This is a genomic window from Frankia sp. QA3, assembly GCF_000262465.1.
In the GTDB taxonomy this organism is placed as follows: Bacteria; Actinomycetota; Actinomycetes; order Frankiales; family Frankiaceae; genus Frankia.
In genome coordinates this window covers 4,407,056-4,427,717 of the sequence record NZ_CM001489.1, presented here as the reverse complement: position 1 = coordinate 4,427,717, position 20,662 = coordinate 4,407,056, and the positions used below count along the sequence as shown (strand labels likewise).

At 74.4% G+C, this 20,662-nt stretch carries 19 protein-coding genes, 1 pseudogene and 1 riboswitch; of the genes and pseudogenes, 15 read left to right on the top strand and 5 right to left on the bottom strand.

Annotated features, from left to right (window positions below):
* Window positions 1–28: 28 nt before the first annotated feature.
* Together FRAQA3DRAFT_RS18060 and alr are read left to right on the top strand one after the other, a co-directional pair.
* Window positions 29–1,633, top strand: coding sequence for an NAD(P)H-hydrate dehydratase (locus FRAQA3DRAFT_RS18060; RefSeq protein ID WP_035923067.1), 1,605 nt, complete (start codon window positions 29–31; stop codon window positions 1,631–1,633).
* Between the two features lie 10 nt (window positions 1,634–1,643).
* Window positions 1,644–2,798 (top strand): alanine racemase, encoded by a 1,155-nt coding sequence (gene alr / locus FRAQA3DRAFT_RS18055; RefSeq protein WP_009740489.1) that lies wholly within the window; start codon window positions 1,644–1,646, stop codon window positions 2,796–2,798.
* Between the two features lie 97 nt (window positions 2,799–2,895).
* On the opposite strand, the gene FRAQA3DRAFT_RS18050 is transcribed toward alr, so the two are convergent.
* Window positions 2,896–3,171 (bottom strand): hypothetical protein, encoded by a 276-nt coding sequence (locus FRAQA3DRAFT_RS18050; RefSeq protein ID WP_009740488.1) that lies wholly within the window; start codon window positions 3,169–3,171, stop codon window positions 2,896–2,898.
* 286 nt (window positions 3,172–3,457) lie between these two features.
* Window positions 3,458–3,543: riboswitch (ZMP/ZTP riboswitch) on the top strand.
* A gap of 27 nt (window positions 3,544–3,570) precedes the next feature.
* Between FRAQA3DRAFT_RS18050 and glyA the strand changes: the two genes are divergently transcribed.
* The 5 genes from glyA (at window position 3,571) to rimI (ending at window position 8,202) form a co-directional block, all read left to right on the top strand.
* Window positions 3,571–4,833 carry a serine hydroxymethyltransferase gene (glyA, locus tag FRAQA3DRAFT_RS18045; RefSeq protein WP_009740487.1) on the top strand — a complete coding sequence of 421 codons (1,263 nt, stop codon included), beginning with the start codon at window positions 3,571–3,573 and terminating at the stop codon, window positions 4,831–4,833.
* A gap of 138 nt (window positions 4,834–4,971) precedes the next feature.
* Window positions 4,972–6,165 (top strand): alpha/beta fold hydrolase, encoded by a 1,194-nt coding sequence (locus FRAQA3DRAFT_RS18040; protein ID WP_009740486.1) that lies wholly within the window; start codon window positions 4,972–4,974, stop codon window positions 6,163–6,165.
* An 80-nt stretch (window positions 6,166–6,245) separates the two neighbouring features.
* Complete coding sequence (gene tsaE, locus FRAQA3DRAFT_RS18035; RefSeq protein WP_369809368.1) at window positions 6,246–6,740, top strand: tRNA (adenosine(37)-N6)-threonylcarbamoyltransferase complex ATPase subunit type 1 TsaE; 495 nt, start codon at window positions 6,246–6,248, stop codon at window positions 6,738–6,740.
* 74 nt (window positions 6,741–6,814) lie between these two features.
* On the top strand, window positions 6,815–7,579 hold the full coding sequence (gene tsaB, locus FRAQA3DRAFT_RS18030; RefSeq protein ID WP_035921114.1) for a tRNA (adenosine(37)-N6)-threonylcarbamoyltransferase complex dimerization subunit type 1 TsaB: 765 nt from the start codon (window positions 6,815–6,817) through the stop codon (window positions 7,577–7,579).
* Complete coding sequence (gene rimI / locus FRAQA3DRAFT_RS18025) at window positions 7,576–8,202, top strand: ribosomal protein S18-alanine N-acetyltransferase (RefSeq protein WP_009740483.1); 627 nt, start codon at window positions 7,576–7,578, stop codon at window positions 8,200–8,202. The genes tsaB and rimI overlap by 4 nt, the downstream gene beginning before the upstream one ends.
* 40 nt (window positions 8,203–8,242) lie before the next feature.
* Here the strand turns inward: rimI and FRAQA3DRAFT_RS18020 are convergent, their stop codons facing one another.
* Window positions 8,243–8,878, bottom strand: coding sequence for an FMN-dependent NADH-azoreductase (locus tag FRAQA3DRAFT_RS18020; RefSeq protein WP_009740482.1), 636 nt, complete (start codon window positions 8,876–8,878; stop codon window positions 8,243–8,245).
* A 149-nt stretch (window positions 8,879–9,027) separates the two neighbouring features.
* Between FRAQA3DRAFT_RS18020 and FRAQA3DRAFT_RS18015 the strand changes: the two genes are divergently transcribed.
* On the top strand, window positions 9,028–9,639 hold the full coding sequence (locus FRAQA3DRAFT_RS18015) for a MarR family winged helix-turn-helix transcriptional regulator (protein ID WP_009740481.1): 612 nt from the start codon (window positions 9,028–9,030) through the stop codon (window positions 9,637–9,639).
* 82 nt (window positions 9,640–9,721) lie between these two features.
* Here FRAQA3DRAFT_RS18015 and FRAQA3DRAFT_RS18010 read toward each other — a convergent pair whose 3' ends face one another.
* On the bottom strand, window positions 9,722–10,024 hold the full coding sequence (locus FRAQA3DRAFT_RS18010) for a hypothetical protein (RefSeq protein WP_157467464.1): 303 nt from the start codon (window positions 10,022–10,024) through the stop codon (window positions 9,722–9,724).
* Window positions 10,025–10,312: 288 nt separating this feature from the next.
* On the opposite strand from FRAQA3DRAFT_RS18010, the gene groES reads away from it, so the two are divergent.
* Both groES and groL read left to right on the top strand, forming a co-directional pair.
* Window positions 10,313–10,621, top strand: a complete 309-nt coding sequence (gene groES, locus FRAQA3DRAFT_RS18005) for a co-chaperone GroES (RefSeq protein WP_035921112.1) — start codon at window positions 10,313–10,315, stop codon at window positions 10,619–10,621.
* A 126-nt stretch (window positions 10,622–10,747) separates the two neighbouring features.
* Entirely contained in the window at window positions 10,748–12,394 is a 1,647-nt protein-coding gene (gene groL, locus FRAQA3DRAFT_RS18000; protein ID WP_009740478.1) for a chaperonin GroEL, read from the top strand.
* Window positions 12,395–12,672: 278 nt separating this feature from the next.
* Here the strand turns inward: groL and FRAQA3DRAFT_RS17995 are convergent, their stop codons facing one another.
* Window positions 12,673–13,005, bottom strand: a complete 333-nt coding sequence (locus tag FRAQA3DRAFT_RS17995) for a WhiB family transcriptional regulator (RefSeq protein ID WP_009740477.1) — start codon at window positions 13,003–13,005, stop codon at window positions 12,673–12,675.
* A gap of 881 nt (window positions 13,006–13,886) precedes the next feature.
* Window positions 13,887–14,303, bottom strand: coding sequence for a DUF5319 domain-containing protein (locus FRAQA3DRAFT_RS17990; protein WP_009740476.1), 417 nt, complete (start codon window positions 14,301–14,303; stop codon window positions 13,887–13,889).
* A 223-nt stretch (window positions 14,304–14,526) separates the two neighbouring features.
* Between FRAQA3DRAFT_RS17990 and FRAQA3DRAFT_RS35215 the strand changes: the two genes are divergently transcribed.
* From FRAQA3DRAFT_RS35215 to FRAQA3DRAFT_RS36140, 5 genes and pseudogenes are all read left to right on the top strand, one after another.
* Entirely contained in the window at window positions 14,527–14,688 is a 162-nt protein-coding gene (locus tag FRAQA3DRAFT_RS35215) for a hypothetical protein (RefSeq protein ID WP_157467462.1), read from the top strand.
* A gap of 134 nt (window positions 14,689–14,822) precedes the next feature.
* On the top strand, window positions 14,823–16,310 hold the full coding sequence (gene guaB, locus FRAQA3DRAFT_RS17985; protein WP_232292136.1) for an IMP dehydrogenase: 1,488 nt from the start codon (window positions 14,823–14,825) through the stop codon (window positions 16,308–16,310).
* A 390-nt stretch (window positions 16,311–16,700) separates the two neighbouring features.
* A complete protein-coding gene (locus FRAQA3DRAFT_RS17980) occupies window positions 16,701–17,831 on the top strand; it encodes a GuaB3 family IMP dehydrogenase-related protein (RefSeq protein WP_009740473.1) in 1,131 nt (376 codons plus the stop codon).
* A gap of 189 nt (window positions 17,832–18,020) precedes the next feature.
* Window positions 18,021–19,397, top strand: coding sequence for a hypothetical protein (locus FRAQA3DRAFT_RS17975; RefSeq protein ID WP_009740472.1), 1,377 nt, complete (start codon window positions 18,021–18,023; stop codon window positions 19,395–19,397).
* 394 nt (window positions 19,398–19,791) lie between these two features.
* Window positions 19,792–20,662 (top strand): annotated as a pseudogene (locus FRAQA3DRAFT_RS36140) (hypothetical protein); the annotation flags it as partial.

Genomic DNA, 20,662 nt, shown 5'->3' with positions numbered 1-20,662 from the left:
GCCGCTCGGCGCGGGGCAGCATGGCGGCATGCGGAACGCGCACACGGTCACCCAGATCCGGGACGCCGAGGCGGTGCTGCTCGCCTCGTTGCCGCCCGGCACCCTCATGCAACGCGCGGTGTACGGGCTGGTTGCCCATGTCGCCCGCCGCCTCGGCCGGGTCTATGGCGCCCGGATCGTCGTGCTCGCCGGGGGCGGTGACAACGGCGGCGACGCCCTGTGGGCCGGCGCGCGCCTGGCCGCGCGGGGCGCCCGGGTCGATGCGGTCGCACCCGGCCGTGCCCACCCGGAGGGCAGCGCCGCCCTGCTCGCCGCCGGTGGCAGGTTGCACGGCCCCGCCCCGGCCCCCGACGACGAGACGCTGCGCGGGTTGTTCGGCCAGGCCGACCTCGTCCTGGACGGGTTGCTCGGCATCGGTGGCCGCGGCGGCCTGCGGGCGGACCACGCCCGGCTGGCGGCCCTCGCGCCCCCCGAGCGCACCGTGGCGGTCGACGTCCCCAGCGGCGTCGACGCGGACACCGGCGCCGTCACCGGCGCCGCCGTGCGGGCCAGTGCCACCGTCACGTTCGGCACCTACAAGCGTGGCCTGTGGCTGATGCCGGGCGCTGCTCACACCGGACCCGTGGAGCTGGTCGACATCGGCCTGGAACTGCCCGAGCCGGACCTGCGGGCGCTCGACGACGCCGACATCGCCGCGATGTTCCCGGTGCCGGGCCCGGAGTCGTCCAAGTATCGCCGGGGGGTCCTCGGCCTTGTCGCGGGCAGCGACGCCTACCCGGGCGCCGCCGTGCTCGCGGTCGGCGGGGCGCTGCGCGGTGGCGCCGGCTACCTGCGGGTGGTGACCGAGGGCCATGCCGTGCCCGCGGGCCATGCCGTGCCCGAGGCGCCTGACGCCGACGCGACCGCCGACGGGTCAGGGAAGGTGGTCGCCAGCCGGGCGGGGGACTTCGTCCGGCTGGCGCACCCCGAGGCGGTGGTGACCGCCATCCGGGCGGGGGACCGCGTGGCCATGCTCGCCGCCGGCCGGGTCCAGGCCTGGGCGATCGGCCCGGGTCTGGACCCGGGGCCGCCGGTCCGGGAGCTGGTGGCCGCACTGCTCGGGACCGACCTGCCGGTCGTGGTCGACGCGGGCGCCATCGACCCGCTGGCGGAGATCCTCGCGGCCGATTCCGCGGCGCTGCGCGGGCGGGGCGCGCCGGTTCTCGTCACCCCGCACGAGGGCGAGTTCGGCCGGTTCACCGCGGCCGCCCTGGGTTGGGATCCCGCCCGCACGGCGGATGACCTTGCCGCCGACCGCCTCGCCACTGTCCGGCGGGCCGCCGCGGCGACCGGTGTGGTGATCCTGCTCAAGGGCACCCGCACCCTGATCGTGGAACCGGCCGGGGTGGCCTGGGTGAACACGAACGGTTCCGGGTGGCTGGGCACCGCCGGCACCGGAGACGTCCTGACCGGCCTGATCGGCTCGCTGCTCGCCGCCGGGCTGCCCGCCGCCGGTGCCGGGGCCGTCGGGGCGTACCTGCACGGCCGCGCCGCCGAGCGGGCCGCCGTGCCGCTCGCCGCCGGCGACCTGCCCGACCTGCTGACCCGGGTCATCACCGACTTGCTGGCTCCGGGCGGCGGTCACAGCGGGTAGCGTGACCACCATGACCGTGCAGGGGACCGAGGCGTCGGCCAGGAGCGAACCCCGAACGTATGCCGCGGTCGAGCTCGACGCGGTCCGTGACTCGGTGGCCGCTCTCGCGGCCCGCGCCGGCGACGCCGCCACCATGGCCGTCGTGAAGGCCGACGGGTACGGCCACGGCATGATCCCCTGCGCCCGGGCCGCACTCGACGGAGGGGCGAGCTGGCTCGGCACGGCGGTCCTGGAGGAGGCGCTCGCGCTGCGCGCGGCCGGGATCACCGTGCCGGTGCTGTGCTGGCTCGCCACGCCCGGCGAGCGTTTCGCCGAGGCGATCGTGGCCGGCATCGACGTGTCGGCGTCCGCGCCCTGGACCCTCACGGAGATCGCGGCGGCCGCGCGGCAGGCCGGCCGGCCGGCCCGGGTGCACCTCAAGGCGGACACCGGCCTCGGCCGGGCGGGGGCGATGCCCGGCGACTGGCCGGGATTGTGTGACCTGGCCGCGGCGCTGCAGGCCGAGGGCGTGATCGAGGCGTTCGGGGTGTGGAGTCACTTCGCGTTCGCCGACGCCCCCGGGCACCCGACGGTGCAGGCCCAGATCGGGGCGTTCCGGGACGCCGTCGACATCGCGGAGAAGGCAGGGCTGACACCGACCGTGCGGCATCTGGCGAACTCCGCGGCCACCCTGGTCAGCCCCGAGGCCCATTTCGACCTGGTGCGGCCCGGGGTGTCCGTCTACGGGCTCTCGCCCGGCCCGGAGGTCGGCACGTCCGCGCAGTTCGGCCTGCGGCCGGCGATGACGTTGGTCAGCCATGCCGCGCTGGTCAAGCGGGTGCCGGCCGGCACGGGTGTGTCCTATGCCCACCGCTACACCACGGCGCGGGAGACGACGCTCGCCCTGGTACCGCTGGGCTACGCAGACGGCATCCCCCGGGCCGCCACGAACACCGGGGAGGTGCTGTTCGGCGGCCGCCGGCGGCGCATCGCCGGCACCGTCTGCATGGACCAGTTCGTCCTCGACGTCGGGGACGACGAGGTGGTCGCGGGCGACGAGGCGGTGCTGTTCGGTCCGGGCGACCGCGGGGAGCCGACCGCGGACGACTGGGCCGCGGCGCTGGGCACCATCAACTACGAGATCGTCACCCGGATCGGCGGGCGCGTCCCGCGCGTCTACCTCTAGCGTCCGAGGCGACGGCCAGGCCGGTTCTCGCGCCCGTCGACGGGCGTCGGGACCTGCCGGGACCAGCCGGCCCGGGACGAAAGGGCCGGCGGCGGGATCAGCCGCAGCCGCCGGAGGAGCAGCCGCCGCCGGTGGGGGTGCTGCCGCCGAGTGCGCCGCGCTCGATCCGGCGGCGCACCGGGCGGGCGGCGGCCTCGGTGGCGTCCCGCTCGGCCTGCTCGATCTTGGAGCGGGTCGTCAGCGTCAGCATGACCGGGCCGGGAGCGGCCGGCGCCGCCTCGGCGGGCTCCGGCTCCGGCTCGGACTCGTCGATCATCGCGAGCGCGGCGGCCCGCTCCGGGCCGGTCAGGCCGCGACCGGCGTTCACCGGCATGTCCCTGCTCCTGCGCCACGACAGCTTCACGATTTCCGCCTCCGCAACGAAACACCCACCGGTCGGCCGGGCGTCCCGGCCTCGTTCCACGGTAAGGGACGGTGCCCGGCCCGGCCCGGCCTGGCGGCCCGGATGTGACCCGGCCGTGCCGTCGGCCAGCAGACCGCCAAACCACGGGGCCCGGCATGGCACCGCCCCGCGAAGCCGGCCCGCCCAGGGCCGATGGTCCCGTCAGCGGCCGTCCGTCCGACTCGGTGGGACGCGGGTCGCTTGGTGGCTAGAATGGGCTGGGAGTCGCGACTGGCGCACAGAGGTGGAACTGACCACCGGGGAGCGATGAGCGGATCGGTGCCGCGCGTCTGGGGGCCTCCGGCTGGATGAGACCTGCCGGAGGTCAGCATGCATAATCCCCCGCTTCCCGAGCTCACCGTCGCCGATCCCGAGCTCGCCGGGCTCGTCGAGGCCGAGGCCGCCCGCCAGCACGCGTCGATCAGACTGATCGCCTCGGAGAACTACGTCTCCACCGCGGTGCTGGAGGCGTCCGGGTCCGTCCTGACCAACAAGTACTCCGAGGGGTACGTCGGCCGGCGCTACTACGAGGGCCAGCAGGTCGTCGACCCGATCGAGACGCTGGCCGTCGACCGGGCCAAGGCGCTGTTCGGCGTCGAGCACGCCAACGTCCAGCCGTACTCCGGCTCGCCCGCGAACCTGGCGGTCTACCTCGCCTTCGCCCAGCCCGGTGACACGATCATGGGGCTGGCGCTGCCGATGGGCGGCCACCTGACGCACGGCTGGAGCGTGTCCGCGACCGGCAAGTGGTTCCGCAGCGTCCGCTACGGCCTGCGCGCGGACACCGGCCGGATCGACCTGGACGAGGTGCGCGACCTCGCCCGCGCCGAACGGCCGAAGATCATCTTCTGTGGTGGGACGGCGATCCCGCGGACGATCGACTTCCCGGCCTTCGCCGAGATCGCGCGCGAGGTGGGGGCGGTGCTCGTCGCCGACATCGCGCACATCGCCGGGCTGATCGCCGGCGGTGCCCACCCCTCCCCGGTCGGCCACGCCCCGGTGATCTCGACCACCACGCACAAGACGCTGCGCGGCCCGCGCGGGGCCATGCTTCTCTCCGACGCCGAGCACGCCACAGCGCTGGACAAGGCGGTCTTCCCCGGTCTGCAGGGGGGCCCGCACAACCACACCACGGCGGCCATCGCGGTCGCCCTGCGGGAGGCGGCGACGCCCGCGTTCAGCGACTACGCCCACGCGGTCGTGGCGAACGCCCGCGCCCTCGCCGAGGCGCTGGTGGAGCGCGGGTTCGACCTGGTCACCGGGGGCACCGACAACCACCTCATCCTCATCGACCTCACCGGCAAGGACATCGGCGGAAAGCCTGCGGCGAAAGCGCTCGACGCCGCGGGGATCGAGCTGAACTACAACGCGGTGCCCTTCGACAAGCGCAAGCCGTTCGACCCCTCCGGCATCCGGCTCGGCACCGCGGCGATCACCACCCGAGGCCTGACCACGGCGCACATGCCGGTGCTGGCCGGCTGGATCGACGATGTCGTCAAGGCCGCCGGCGCCGGCGACACCGCGACGATCGGCCGCGTGCGCGAGCAGGTCACCGAGCTGGTCAGCGGCTTCCCGATGCCCGGCTTCGCCTGATCGTCGCGGGCTCCCGCGCGTAACCACGCCCCGACCCGCCGGGGCCGGAGCGTGGTTACGCGTGCGTCACGTGACGCCTGCTCCTGGCGCCCAAGCGGTGCATCATCGGTTCAGGGCAGCCCGGAGGAGGGAGCACCGATGGTGAGGACCGTGGGCCCGTTCGCGGGGTCCCGGGCGGCGCGGGCCGCCACGGGATCGGTCGGTGTGGTCGGCGCGGCAGTCGCGGCCGGCCTGGTCGCCGAGCGGCGGGCGATCCGCCGCCGCCGCAACCGGCCGGACGCCCCGCCGCAGCCCGGCCTGGGGCCGATCGGCGGCCGGGTCGCCACGGTGATCGCGGCCGACGGCGTGCCCCTGTACGTCGAGGAGACCGGTCCGAAGGACGCGCCGCTGACGCTGGTGTTCGTCCACGGGTTCTGCGTGTCCGCCGAGTGCTGGGTCCTGCAGCACCGGGCCCTTTCGGATCTCGGCCGGATGGTCTTCTTCGACCAGCGCGCACACGGGCGCTCCGGGCCGTCCGAGGTCGGCAACTGCACCATCGACGTGCTCGCCGACGACCTCTACCGGGTGATCCGCGAGCGGGCGCCCGGCGGGCCGATCATCCTGATCGGCCACTCGATGGGCGGCATGGCGGTCCTGGGCCTGGCCGACGCCCATCCCGAGCTCTTCGACGACCAGATCATCGGGGTGGCGCTGCTGTCGACCAGCGCATCCGAGCTGGCCCAGGTGACCCTCGGGCTGCCCGCCCTGGCGACGGCGGTGGTGCGCCGGGTGCTGCCCGGCATCGCCGTCGGCATGCGGCGCACCTCGGGCCTGCTGGAGCGGGTTCGCGGCCGGGGCAGCGACATGTCGTGGGAGGTGACCCGGCGGATCGGGTTCGGCGCCACCGACCTGCCGCCGTCGGTCGTCACCTTCCTCGAGACGATGGTCTCGGACACCTCGGTCGCGGTCATCGCCGCGTTCCTGCCCACCCTGCTCGACAACGACCGGCTGGCCGCCGCCGCCCGACTCGTCGGGATCCCCACCGTGCTGGTCGTCGGCGACGCCGACCTGATCACCCCGGTAACGCACAGCCGGACAATCGCCGAGATCCTGCCCGAGGCGGAGCTGGTCGTCGAGGAGGACGCGGGCCACGCCATCATGTTGGAGCGGCCCGAGGTGGTGAACGCCGCGATCCGCAGGCTGGTGCAGCGGTCCCTCGCCGAGGTCCCGCTGCCGCTGCCGCGGTCGCGGGCGGGACTCCCGCCCGCCTCGGTCGGCGCCGCCGCGGACGGCGCGCCGCCGGCCGAGCGGGCGGCGGTCGCGGACCGCGACGCCGGCGGGACGGCCGCCTGACCGGCTGACCCGGGCGGAGGGAACTGGCGGGGTTCGAGTCCGGCGGGGTTCGAGTCCGGCGGGGTGCGAGCGAGGAGGCGATGGGCGTGAACGCCGCACGGCAGCGCGACGTGGTCGTCGTACCCACGGCCGACCGGATGCGGGACTTCGGCGCCCGGTTGGCGGCGTTGCTGCGCCCCGGCGACCTGCTTGTGCTCTCCGGCCCGCTCGGCGCGGGCAAGACGGTGCTCACCCAGGGAATCGCCGCCGGGCTCGGCGTGCGCGAGACGGTCACCTCACCGACGTTCGTGCTCGCGCGGATCTACCCGGACGGCCGGATCCCGCTCGTGCATGTGGACGCCTACCGGCTCGGCGGGGTGGCCGAGGTCGACGACCTCGACCTCGACGCCGACGCCGACAGCTCGGTGACCGTCGTCGAGTGGGGCGCCGGGCTGGTGGAGGGGCTCGCCCAGGACCATCTGGAGATCGTGCTCACCCGGCCCACCGCCGACGAGGCCGGCGAGACCAGGACGGTCCGCCTCGTCGCCACCGGCCCGAGCTGGGTGCGTCGGCTGCGCGACCTCGCCGCGGACTGACCGCACCGCCTGCGCCGGGCCGCGGTGGGGTGGGTACCCGTCGTGGCCGATACGGCGGTCCGTAGTCTGGACGAGTGCTGGTGCTGGCCCTCGACACATCCACGGCCGCGTGCGCGGTGGCGCTCGCCGAGCTGACGGCGTCCGATACCGCGCGGCCGGTGAGCACGGCGGGCGGCGGTCCCGCCGGCCCGGGCGTGCACGTCTGGCCCCGGGGAAGCGTGGTCACCGTCGATGCCCGCCGCCACGGGGAACTGCTCGCGCCGTCGATGCGCGCCGTCCTCGACGAGGCGGGCGCGCGGCCGACGGACCTCGCGGCCGTCGTCGTGGGGGCCGGTCCCGGCCCGTTCACCAGCCTGCGGGTCGGCATGGTGACCGCCGCGGCATTCGCGGACGCGCTGGACATCCCGGTGCACGGCGTCTGCTCGCTCGATGGGATCGGCGCGGCCACGGCCGGCTCGGTCGGCGTGGTCACCGACGCCCGCCGCCGCGAGGTCTACTGGGCCCGCTACGTCGCCGGGGTGCGGGTGGGCGATCCCGCCGTGGGCCGTCCGGCGCAGGTCGCGCAGACGTTGCGGGAGCTCGGCGTCGACGCCGTCACCGGACCCGGCCGGGCGCTGTACCCGGAGCCGTTCGCCGGGTTCGCAGCCGTCGCCGACGACGCGGCGGACGCGGGCGACGGCGCGGGCACGCCGGAGGGTGGCTACCCGCGCCCGGAGCTGCTCGTCGGCCTCGCCGGGGCGGACCTGCTGGCCGGTCGCGTCCCCGGCGTTCTCGCCCCGCTCTACCTGCGGCGACCGGACGCGGCCGAACCGCACGTGCCGAAGCCGGTTAGGGCGTGACGCGGCCGCACCCCCACGGCGCGCCGACCGAACCGGACCAGGACCAGGACCAGGACCAGGACCAGGATTTGGACCAGGACCTGGTGCTCGCCCCGATGCGCTGGTGGCACGTCGCGACCGTCGCCGAGCTGGAGCCGACCGTCTTCGCCACCGACCCCTGGACCGCGGAGCTGTTCTGGTCCGAACTGGCCCAAGGCGACCGGCGGCGCTACCTGACCGCGCTGTGGCGGCCGCAGGGGGTGGCCGAGCACGACCTGGCGGCGATCGTCGGCTACGCGGGGCTGGCGCTCGCCGACGACGGCGCCTACATCCAGACCGTCGGCGTCGTGCCCCGGATACGAGGCCGTGGCATCGGCGCCCGGCTGATGATCGCCCTGCTGCGCTACGCGCGCCAGGCCGGGGCCCGGTCCTGCGGGCTGGAGGTCCGCACCGACAACCACGCCGCGCGGGCGCTGTACAGCCGGCTCGGCTTCGTCGACATCGGCGTGCGCCGCGGCTACTACCAGCCCTCCGGCGGCGACGCCTACGTCATGCGGGCCCGACCGATCGACACGGTCGGGTACGCCACGCTGCTCGACGAGGTCGAACGGGCGCTGCCCGGCCGGGTGCGCCTGGAGCCGTGACCACCGGCTCGCGCGGGCGCCCCCGGCCAGTCGCGGTGACTCAGGCCGCCGCCCGTGCCCGAGCGGTGGCCTCGCCGGCGGCCCGGCTGCGCTCGTAGAGGTCGGTGAAGTCGGCCAGCGCCGGGGTGACCGGGGCGAGCGTCATCTCCACCCGGATCAGCTCGACGTCGGTCGCCCCGAGCGACTCGAGGACATGAGCGACGAAGGGGAGCTGGTGGTCCCAGCCCTCCTTGGGAGTGCCCACCGCGTACGAACCGCCCTGGGTGGCGATGACGGTGACGCGGCGACCGGCGAGCACCGACTGCTCCGGTGGCTGACGCACGGTGCGCCCGATCAGGATCACCTGGTCCACCCACGCCTTGAAGGCCGACGGCACCGAGTAGTTGTACATCGGCAGCGACAGCAGGAGTTCGTCGGCCGCCTCCAGCTCGACGATCAGCTCCTCGCGCAGCTTGACGCCCTCGGCCTGCTCAGGGGTGTGCTGCTCGGGCGGGGTGAAGCCCGCCGACAGCGTGGCCCAGTCCAGGTGCGGCGGGGGCGTGAGGGCTAGATCGCGGTAGGTGACGGTGCCCTCGGGGCGGGCGGCGCGCCAGGCGTCGATGAAGGCGGCGGCCAGTGACCGGGAGGTCGAGCCCTCCTGGGCCAGGCTCGCGTCGACGTGCAGCAGGTGGGGCATTGCGGGGCCTCCGTAGTTCCACGGTCATCAGATCTTGAGATCTTCTTTCGTCGCGAAGATCTGTATAGAGACTATCTGATACATAAATCGTCTCTGCACGCACCTATCTGAAGAGAGATTGCTCTGACTGGGACGGGTACCCTGGACGAGTGAGCGACGCCGCAGCGCCCGCGGAGCGCGAGGCCGAAGCCGACGTCCTGCCCGACGACCTCGGACAGGACCTGGGCTGGCTGCTGGGCCAGGTGCAGTACGGCTACCTCGCGGCCTCCGCCGCCGCGGTCGGCGAGCTGCCGGGTGGCCTGCGCGCGCTGCACGTCCTCGGCGCCGCCGTCGGCGGCGAGGCGCGCAACCAGATCGAGGTGGCCCGCCGGTTCGGCATCGACCGGACGGTGATGGTGCGCATCGTCGACGATCTCGAACGGGCGGGCCTGGTCGAGCGCCACCCCGACCCGGCCGACCGGCGCGCCCGCATCATCACCGCGACCGCACAGGGTGCGCGGCTCTACGCGGCGACCCAGGAGGACCGCCGCCTCGTCGACCAGCACGTGCTGGCCGGGCTCGAGCCGGCCGAGAGGGAGCGGTTCGTCGAGCTGCTGCGCCGGATCGCCGCGCGCCTGCTGGCCGTCGATCCCACCCATGGCGCGGCCGCCTGCGACGCGGCCCGGCGGGAGATCGAGGCGCACGATGCCACCGGGTGCCCTCCGGGCGATGACTACGCCGCGGGCGGCGACCGCGCCGAGCGGGCGGGCGCCGCCGGCTGACCGCGTTCGGCACGGCGAATGGACCCGGGCCGCGAATGGACCTCAGCTTGCGGGTGGGTCCCGGCTGCGGGTGGCTCCGGGCTCAGCGGGGCGGGTGGATCTGATGGAACGGCCAGGCCTGCGGGGCACCGGCGACCAACCCGTCGGGTGGCGCGGGCAGCGGGGCCGCGGCTGGCCCCTCGATGGTGCTGGCGGGGTCGACGTGGGCGGCGGTCACCGCGTCCGCGTCGGCCGGCGGCGCATCGGGCAGTCGGAGGATCACCACGACGAGGTCGCCCCCCGGTTGGCGGCTGAGATATACCTCACCCTCGCGTCCGGCGAGGGCGTCGATCGCCCAGTCCCGCAGGTCTTCCAGGCGGCCGGGCGTCGCCCTGGCCTCCCACATCCAAATCATGTCCGGGTCCCATCCCTCGTGGCCGAAGGTGGTCGGGGCCGGTTGCGCGGCCGCGCGCCGGGAACGGGCCGGGCGGGTTCGCGCGGCCGGCGCGGCCGGGCGGGCGGTGCCCGGCTCCCGGCCGTCTTGACAGATCCGACCTTGTTGGTTGACGTGTGTGGTGCGGGTGCTAAGTTGGCACTCGGCACGTGAGAGTGCCAGCGACAACAGGCGCCTGTTCACCCGCGACGGCAGGCCGCCAGGGTCGCTCTCTCATCCAGCGCAGGAAGGGGGAGGTCGATCGTGACGACCGCCACCAAGGTTGCTATCAAGCCTCTCGAGGACCGCATCGTCGTACAGCCGTCCGACGCCGAGCAGACCACCGCGTCCGGCATCGTGATCCCGGACACGGCCAAGGAGAAGCCCCAGGAGGGCACCGTCCTCGCGGTCGGTCCGGGTCGGTTCGAGGACGGCAAGCGCGTCCCGCTCGACGTCAAGGTCGGCGACGTGGTGCTCTACAGCAAGTACGGCGGCACCGAGGTCAAGTACTCGGGCGAGGAGTACCTGGTGCTCTCCGCTCGCGACGTCCTCGCGATCATCGAGAAGTAGACCGCTCGCCGGTAGCAACGCAAGGGGCGCGCCCCGCTGGTGGCCGCCCGGTTTCCGCCGGGCCCGTCGGCGGGGCGCGCTCTTGCGGTTTTCCACCGGTCATCGGTGTCGGGAGGACAACCAGGTATGCCGAAAATTCTCACGTTCAACGAGGACGCCCGCCACGCGCTCGAGCGCGGGGTGAACGCGCTGGCCGACGCGGTCAAGGTGACGATCGGCCCGCGTGGGCGCAACGTCGTCATCGACAAGTCCTACGGCGCGGCGACGATCACCAACGACGGGGTGACGATCGCGCGGGAGATCGAGCTGGCCGACCCGTACGAGAACCTGGGCGCCCAGCTTGCCAAGGAAGTCGCCACCAAGACCAACGACGTCGCCGGTGACGGCACCACCACGGCGACGGTGCTCGCCCAGGGGATGGTCCGCTTCGGCCTCAAGCAGGTGACTGCCGGGGCCGCGCCGCTGTCGCTGAAGCTGGGCATCGAGGCCGCCGTCGAGGCCGTCTCCGCCGCCCTGCTGGAGCAGGCGATCGAGGTCAGCTCCAGGGAGACGATCGCCCAGGTCGCCGCCATCTCCGCCCAGGACACTCGGGTCGGGGAGCTGATCGCCGAGGCGATCGACAAGATCGGCAAGGACGGCGTCATCACGGTCGAGGAGAGCCAGACCCTCGGGCTGGACCTCGAGCTGACCGAGGGGATGCAGTTCGACAAGGGCTACATCTCGCCGTACTTCGTCACGGACGCCGACTCGCAGGAGGCCGTCCTCGAGGACGCCTACGTCCTGCTCTACCCCGGCAAGATCGCGGCACTGAACGAGCTCCTGCCCGTCCTGGAGCAGGTCGTGCAGGAGCGCAAGCCGCTGCTGATCATCGCCGAGGACGTCGAGGGCGAGGCGCTGTCCACCCTGGTCGTGAACTCGATCCGCAAGACCTTCCAGGTCGTCGCGGTGAAGGCGCCCGGATTCGGGGATCGCCGCAAGGCGATGCTGCAGGACATCGCCGTGCTCACCGGCGGCCAGGTGGTGGCCGGTGAGGTCGGGCTCACACTCGACGCGGTGACCCTCGCCGACCTCGGTCGGGCCCGGCGCGTCGTGGTGGACAAGGACACCACCACCATCGTCGACGGCGGCGGTGAGGCCGACGCGGTCGACGATCGGGTGCGCCAGCTCAAGGCGGAGATCGAGACCAGCGACTCCGACTGGGACCGCGAGAAGCTCCAGGAGCGGCTCGCCAAGCTCGCCGGCGGGGTCGCGGTCATCCGCGTGGGTGCCGCCACCGAGGTGGAGCTCAAGGAGAAGAAGCACCGCCTCGAGGACGCCGTGTCGGCCACCCGCGCGGCGATCGAGGAGGGCATCGTCGCCGGCGGCGGCGCCGCGCTGGCGCACGTCACCTCCGTCCTCGACGACGGCCTCGGCCGTACCGGGGACGAGCTCGCCGGCGTCCGGATCGTGCGCTCCGCCCTCGACGCCCCGCTGTCCTGGATCGCGCGCAACGCGGGCCTGGAGGGCGCGGTCATCGTCGCCAAGGTCAAGGATCTCGAGCCGCGCCACGGTTACAACGCGGCGACCGGCGAGTACACCGACCTGATCGCGGCCGGCGTCGTCGACCCGGTCAAGGTCACCCGTTCGGCGGTGGCGAACGCCGCGTCGATCGCGGCGCTGCTCATCACCACCGAGGGTCTCGTCGTCGAGAAGCCGGCGGAGTCGGAAGGCGACCACGCCCACGCCCACGGCCACGGGCACGGGCACAGCCACCCGCAGGGCCCCGGTTTCTGACCTGAGCCGTCCAGCGGGGCCCGGCCGGGCGACACTCCAGCCGGCGCCCCGCCCGCGACAGCGAAGCGGCCCGGCCGGACCCCGTTCAGGGGCCCGACCGGGCCGTCGTCGTCCCGGGCACCTGTCCGGCGGCGGGCTGTCCGGTGGGCGACGGCTGCCGCCGCGCGCCACCCGAAAGGCTGGGTGGAACAGGGCCCCGGGCCCGCTCACCCGTCGCGGGTGATCGGCACGACCGGGATCGGAAGTCCGGCCATGTCGGCACCCGACCGCCGGGCGGGTCAGCAGGCCGGTGCGAGCCCCGGCCGGGCGGGGACGCGGCGAGCCGCCCCCCGCCGCGAGCGGCCGGTGAGAATCGCCTCCCGTTCCGACTCGCTGAGCCCGCCCCAGACGCCGTAGGGCTCCCGGGCGGTCAGTGCGTACTCCCCGCAGGCGCGAATGACCGGGCACCGGGCGCAGATCGCCTTGGCCGCGGCCTCGCGGGCGGCCCGGGCCGGTCCGCGTTCGCCCTCCGGGTGGAAGAAGAGTTCGGTGCTCTCCCCGCGGCACGCGCCATGCAGCTGCCACTCCCACTTCTCCGCGCCGGGCCCTGGAAGTCGTCGGACGTCGGTCATCGGCCTGAGCCCCCCTTTCGACCTGAGCGGCAAGCGCCGCGGGCTCACCGTAGTACTGGTCACCCTCTCGGTGATCTTGAAAAATTCACCCGGGCGACCCCGCGCCGTCTGCCGTCAGGTCCGGTGTGCCGAGCTGGCACAGCCCCGCCCGGACGCGGCGCGGGTCCACGGGCCGTCCGGCAGTTCCGCGGCCGGGCCGACCCCTCCCGATCGGTGCGACCGGCTGCCCGGACGGGTCCCGGGCCGGGAGGGACGTCGAGTCCGTGGATCCGGCAGATAACTTCGTGGACGGTGATTCGCCTACCCCGGCGATCGCCTGGTCACACGGCCATGCCGGAACATCGCAGGTGGGCGCCGGATTTGGGGTCGCCGCGGGCCTACCGCGCGCCGGCCGATCCCCGGCGCGGGCGAGCATCACCGGACGAACAGGACGACCACGATCGGGTGTGCGGGAAGCGTGGCAGGTCGGCCCCGGCTGGCAGGGACGTGCCAATGAGCGGGGGTGGTGCCGGTCGCCGGCTCGAACTGTCCGGGAAAGGACAGTCCGGCCTGGCCCGAAAGTCGTAGTGGCGGCGCGCCGACGGGGCGGGCGGCGCCGCTGGGACGGCGCCCAGAGCCCGGCGCGACCGCCTCGGCCGACGGCTCCAGGGGCTCAGACAGCCCATGGGATCTTCCCGGGGAGGGGGCCCGTACGGCGCAGGCGAGCCGCGGCGGCCCAGCGGCGCGTCAGGGGCACGCCGCCGCAACGCCCGCGGCAGCGGTGGGCGGGGGCGGGCGACGGCGCAGTGAAACCCAGGCGCCCCGATGGCGCGGCCTGGGCCGCGGGCGGCCTCCAACTCCGCCCGCGGAGCTCCTGCGCCGGCCGGGACGCGGCCGGGCGCTCAGCGGGAGTCTGCCTCCGAGGCGGCGGATGCCTCGTAGACGCCGTCGGCGAAGCCGCGGGCGTACTCCCAGCTCACATAGCACGACGGATCAGGAGAGAAGGCCGGCTCGTGGACGCGCGTCCGCCCCTCGTTGAGGAGGTTGCGCAGGTTGCCGGCAAGCAGTTCCCAGTCGAAGTAGTGGGGCTCGGCGCAGCCCTCGCAGTCGACGACGAGGCCGCGGTAGCCGCGCGGCTCGAGCAGCGTGCGGAAGACGTCGAGGTCTCCCAGCTCGGCGAGGACCTCTTCCCGCTCGTGCAAGGACAGCGGTTCGAGCAGGTCGAGGTCGTCGACGGAGTCGAGGCGCGCGAGCTCGGCGGCCGGATCCTCGGGGTCACCCGCGAAGGGGTCGACAGGCTCGTCGCTCACGTCGACCACGCTACGCTTGCCCGGACTGCTTAGTGGTCCCGATCAGGAGTCTCGGCACCGTTGTGCGGTGCTTGTGGACAGGTCCGTGTAGGTCCGTCTCCTGTTGCTCAACCCACGTGGTGCCGGCTGGCCGGCGGAAGTCCCCACGCTCCCCGTGCTTCCGGCGGGTCCGCCGCGATCTCCGTCACGCCGCAACCGCCCATAAGCGCCGCCGACCTCTACGATGGTGTACATGCCGCCACCCGGCGACCGGCTCGCCGGCAACGGGTCGATGCCCCGTTTCGCCTGGTGGGCGGCCGGGCCGGCTGCCCACCAGGCGCCCGGCGGGGCCGTGGCCGCCGGGCGGGTCCCCAGCGCCGCGGCACCGGTCAACGCGGAACGGAAGGTGCCATGAACGCTCCCGTCGCCACCGATCACTCCACGTCGGCTCCCCTCGCGTCGGCTCGCGCGACGTCAGTGGGCGGCTCGACCGATTCCCAGGTGGACCTGCTGGGAGCCGATGCGGCGCCGGTGCCGCCGAAGCTGGCGATGCTGGGCCTGACCTTCGACGACGTCCTGCTGCTGCCGGCGGCCTCCGATCTCGTGCCCGCCGAGGCCGACACCACGACCCGGCTGTCGCGTTCGATCTCCCTCGCCGTGCCCCTGGTGTCCTCCGCGATGGACACGGTGACCGAGGCGCGGATGGCGATCGCGATGGCGCGCCAGGGCGGCGTCGGGGTGCTGCACCGCAACCTCTCGATCGACGAGCAGGCGCAGCAGGTCGACATGGTGAAGCGGTCCGAGTCCGGGATGATCACCGCGCCGGTGACCTGCGGGGCGGAGGCCACCCTCGAGGACGCGAACGTGCTCATGGCGCGCTACCGCATCTCGGGTGTACCGGTGACCGAGCCGGACGGCCGGCTCGTCGGCATCGTGACCAACCGCGACATCCGCTTCGAGCGGGACTACTCCCGCCGGGTGTCCGACGTCATGACGCCGATGCCGCTGATCACCGCGCCCGTCGGCGTGTCGCCCGATGACGCGCTGGGGCTGCTGCACCGCCACAAGATCGAGAAGCTGCCGATCGTCGACGACCAGGGCCGGCTGCGCGGACTGATCACGGTCAAGGACTTCACCAAGCGTGAGCAGTACCCGCACGCCACCAAGGACGCCGACGGCCGGCTGATGGTCGGCGCCGCGATCGGGGTGGGCGAGGACGCCTACAAGCGGGCCCAGGTCCTCGTCGCGGCGGGGGTCGACTTCCTCATCGTGGACACCGCCCACGGCCACCAGCGGGCGGTGCCCGACATGGTCCGCCGGATCAAGACCGACATCCCGACCGGGGCCAACGGCCGGCCGCTGGACGTGATCGGCGGCAACGTCGCGACCGGCGCGGGCGCGGCGGCGCTCATCGCCGCGGGCGCGGACGCGATCAAGGTCGGCGTGGGTCCCGGTTCGATCTGCACCACCCGGGTGGTCTCCGGGGTCGGCGTTCCCCAGGTGACGGCGATCTACGAGGCGTCCCGGGTCGCCCGCGAGCACGGCGTGCCGGTGATCGGGGACGGTGGCCTGCAGTACTCCGGCGACATCGCGAAGGCCATCGCGGTCGGGGCGGACACGGTCATGCTGGGCAGCCTGCTCGCCGGCGTCGACGAGAGCCCGGGTGAGCTGATCTTCATCAACGGCAAGCAGTACAAGGCTTACCGCGGCATGGGGTCGCTCGCCGCGATGCGTAGCCGGGGCGGGGCTCGTTCCTACTCGAAGGACCGCTACTTCCAGGACGACGTGCTCTCCGACGACAAGCTCGTCCCGGAGGGCGTCGAGGGCCAGGTGCCCTACCGCGGCCCGCTCGCGGCCGTGGCGCACCAGCTCGTCGGCGGGCTGCGGGCCGCGATGGGGTACACCGGCTCGCCGACCATCCGGCGGCTGCAGGACGATGCGCAGCTGATCCGGATCACCTCCGCCGGCCTGGTCGAGAGCCATCCGCACGACATCCAGATGACCGTCGAGGCGCCGAACTACAACTCCGGGCGCTGACCTGGGGACGCGCCGTGCCTGCCCGTGGTGGTGGCACGGCCCGTCCGGCGACCGTCCGTCGCACCCGCGCGGCGGAGGTGGCCCGGCTCCGGCCGATCGTGGCACCGTGTCCATCCCGGCCCCGGTCGAGGCCGTCCCGAGGCGGGTCGACCGCGGTCCCGCCCGCCGTCGCCCCTGGTCGTCCCGGGCGCCGGTGATCCGGCGTGCCGATCGGCGGTGAGGCAGGGCCCGGCCGGCGGCGGTCCCGGCTCCGGTCGGTGGTGGGCCCGGCAGGCCGCGGCCGGCAGCGGCCACCCGGGCGGTGGGGTGGCGGGGCGGCGCGGGCGATGCAGCAGGTACGTCAGTGTCCGGCCGGCGCGAGGCCGCCGGCCCAACCAGGAGGCGCCAGCAGTGGCAGAGGTCGAGATCGGTATCGGCAAGAACGCGCGGGTCGCGTACGGTCTCGACGCCGTCGGCATCGTCCCGTCGCGTCGGACCCGTGACCCGCAGGACGTCTCACTGGCCTGGGAGATCGACGCCTACCGCTTCGACCTGCCGCTGGTGGCGGCCGCCGCCGACGCCGTCACCTCGCCGGAGTCGGCGATCGCGCTCGGCCGGCTCGGCGGGCTCGGCGTCCTGCACGTCGAGGGGCTGTGGACCCGGTACGAGCAGCCCGAGAACCACATCGCCGAACTCAGTGAGATCGGCGCCAAGGAGGGCCCGCAGTCGGCGACCGAACGGCTGCGCGCGCTGTACGAGTCCCCGGTGCGTCCGGAGCTCATCACGCAGCGTCTCGGCGAGCTGCGCGACGCCGGGGTGGTCGTCGCCGCGGCGCTGCGCCCGCAGAAGGTCCGGGCGCTGAGCCGGTACGTGCTGGCGGCCGGCGTCGACCTGCTGGTCATTCACGGCACGGCGGTGTCGGCCGAGCACCAGTCCCGACGCAGCGAGCCCCTCAACCTCAAGCAGTTCATCGGCGAGCTGGACATCCCGGTGCTGGTCGGTGGGTGCGCGTCGTTCTCGACCGCCCTGCACCTGATGCGGACCGGCGCCGCCGGGGTCATCGTCGGCGTCGGCTCGGGGCTGGGCGACCGGACCCATGACGTGCTCGGTGTCGGAGTCCCGCTCGCCACGGCGATCGCGGATGCCGCGGGAGCCCGGATGCGCTACCTCGACGAGTCGGGCGGCCGCTACGTCCACGTCGTCGCCCATGGCGACCTGCAGACGGGCGGTGACGTCGCGAAGGCGATCGCCTGCGGCGCCGACGCGGTCATGGTCGACGCGGCGCTCGCCGCCGCACACGACGCGCCGGGGCAGGGCGGGATGTGGCCGATGGACGTGCTGCACTCCGATCTGCCGCGCGGCCGGTGGGCGCCGGTCACCCCGACGGGCACCCTGGCGCAGATCGTCACAGGGCCCGGCGCGGCCACCGGAACGGGCCTGCTCAACCTGGCCGGGGGCCTGCGGACCGCGATGGCGACGACGGGGTACGCGACCCTCAAGGAGTTCCAGAAGGCCGAGATCATGGTGACCGCCGCCTCCTGACCGGCCCGGGTCCGCTGCCGCCCGTGGTGGCCGCGGCCGTCCCGGCGGGCGATCGGCCGCGCGGTGAGCCGATACCCGACTCAGGCAGAACAGTCCATGCCCCGACGGTGGCGGCGGTACCCGGCCGATCCCGACCGGCGGTGGACATGGCACCCTGGGAGCGTCCGTCTCCGGCACGAAGGACGACAGATGCGCCTCGACGAGCACGGCCGCTGGGTCAGCGATGACGGCGCCTACCTCTGGGATGAAGCCGCCCAGACCTGGCAGCCGTCATCTGCCGTGCCGCCGGCCAGCTCCGGCGGCGATGCGGCGCGGGCGCAGACGGCCGGGTCCGGTGCGGCGGCACAGGGGCGGGCGGGCGGTACCGTCGACGCCGTCCCGCCCGGCGGCGGGGATGCGCGCACCGGCGGCATCCCCAGTGCCGCGACGGCGGGCCTGCCGGCTCGCCCAGGTCCGGGCGGTGGCCCTGACGCGGCCGGTTCGCCGGGCGATGGGCGTGGCGCCGCCGCCCCGGCGCGGCCCGCGGCGCTCGGATCTCCAGCCGTGGTGCGGCACGAGTTCCGGCCGGGAGCATCCCGTCCCGACGGGTCCGTCGCGGCCGATCCGCCGGCTGGTGCCGGCTCGTCGACTGGTGCCGGCCTGACCGGTGACGCCCGCACGACCGGTGGTGCGAGTTCGGCGGGTGGCCTCGGCGGGAGCGGTGGTGCCGACTCGGCTGCTGCCGGCGGTGCGGTGACGGGCGAACTGGCGTCCTACAGCGGCACCGGGCAGTTCGGCCGGTGGGCGCTGACGGGCACCGCGCCGGCGGCAGATCCGCATGACTCGAGCACCCCGCCCCACGTGACCGCCCCGACGGCGGCCACCGGGGTGACCCCGGCGGGCGTCGCCGGCTCCGGGGCGGCCGGGCCCGCCGGCGTCCCTGGGGGCTGGGGCGACTCCGACTCGACGGGCGAGATCCGTCGCTTCTCCGCGGCGGGGGGCGTGGGCGCCCCCCCGGCGCGGGCGGCCGGCGTGGCGCACTGGGATGACGACCTCGACGACGAGCCCGACCGCGACAGGGAGCTCGCCGGCGCCAGGGGACTCGACCGCGACAGGGAGCTCGGCGCCGAGCCCAAGCCCGGCTGGGCGCCGGCGGGACCGCGCAGGCCGGCGCCGGCGGTGGACCGCCAGGCCGCCGCGGGCGGGCTGGCAGGTCGGGTCGGTGGGTTCCTCCGGCAGGCGCGCGAGCGTCCCCCGCTGCTGATCGCGGCCATCGTTGTGCTGGTCTGCGTGGGCCTTGGCGTCGCGGGATTCCTCGCCCTCGGCGGGGGCGGCTCGGACGGCGGGTCGTCCGCGGGCGCCACGGCAGCCGGCAAGGGCCATTACACCAAGGACGTCCGTGAGGCGTACCTCAGCTCCTGCCTGGACGTCAGCAACGGCAACGAGGGCTACTGCACCTGCACGCTGGACAAATTGGAGTCCACCTACACGGAGGAGGAGTACAAGCGGTTCAACGCCAGCGTCCAGTCGGAGTCGTCGCGGCGGATCGTGCGCGAGATGTACGCCGCCTGCCGTGACAAACGATGACCGCAACCCGTGTACAGTGGTCAGACGGAGCTATTACCACATATTCTTCCGGGCTCATGGGCGACCAACCAGAGAGCTATTGCTTTCTTGTCGGCCATACGGTAGGACGTCCATCACGCATAGCCACACGGTCACGGCGAGGTGGTGCACGGTGCCGCATGCCGGGATCTCACCTCTCCGAGCGGCGCTGCTCCCGACCGACTGATCTGGCTGGGTGCGGGTTGCGACGACACGGTTCCGACAATGCACGTCCACACGATGGCTGCCCACATCGTGCTGATCTGGGGGGCAGGAGATGCCGCCCGATGACCATGCACCGTAGCCCCGCGAAGGGACCCGAGGGCCGTCTGTCCCCCGTCCCGGCCACCCGCGCCCAGCGGCGGGTGACAGCCCGGTGACGACCCACGATGCCGACATCAACGGGCCGGTCGTGCCAGCTCCGCCGCGCCGTGACGACGACTTCTTCGCCGTCGAGCGGGTCGGCGAGCCCGAGCCCCGCCCCTCCGCCGCGCCGCCCCCGGCGTCCTTCGCTCCGACCCCTTGGCCGCCGCAGTCACCCGCGCCGCAGTCCCCCGCGCCGCAGACCGCCGCCGCGGTGCCGCCCGCCGGGCCGCCGCACCGCGCCGATCCCTTCGATGTCACCAGCACCTGGGACGGTCCGGCGCCGCGGGCCGGCGGTGGCCCTTCGGCGATCTCCGTGACGCCCCCGGTCGACGCGGCCCCGCCGACCGGCTCCCGGCCGATGACCAACCTGCCGTCGATGTCACCACCGGCGCCGCCCGCACCCGTGGGCACCGGGCCGGCCGCCGCGCACGCCCGACCGGGCGCCGACGTCGACCGGGCTGGCCCGCCGGCGGTCGGTGGTCGGCCTGGGCCAGGTGGCCAACAGGCGTTGGCTGGTCAGCAGGCGTTGGCTGGTCAGCAGACACGGGGTGGCCAGCAGACGGCGGGCGGCCAGCAGGAGTGGGACGGCCCGCCTTCGGACTCGGTGCGCGTCGGTGGCTCGCCGCGGCCCGCCGCGCCCGCCGGCGGCTACACCGACCCGTTCACCGGTGGTTTCCCGATCTCCGCCCGCCCGGTCCCCGCGACCGGGCCCCGGACCGGTCCGACGCCGCTGTCATCCCAACCACAGGCGCCCTACCCGGTCGTGGCACCGCGGCAGGCCGCCTACCCGCCGGCCGCGCCCACAGGCTCATCGGCGCCCACAGGCTTTTCCGCGTCCGCGGCCTCATCCATGCCCGCACCCGCGCCGCCGGGAACGGCCG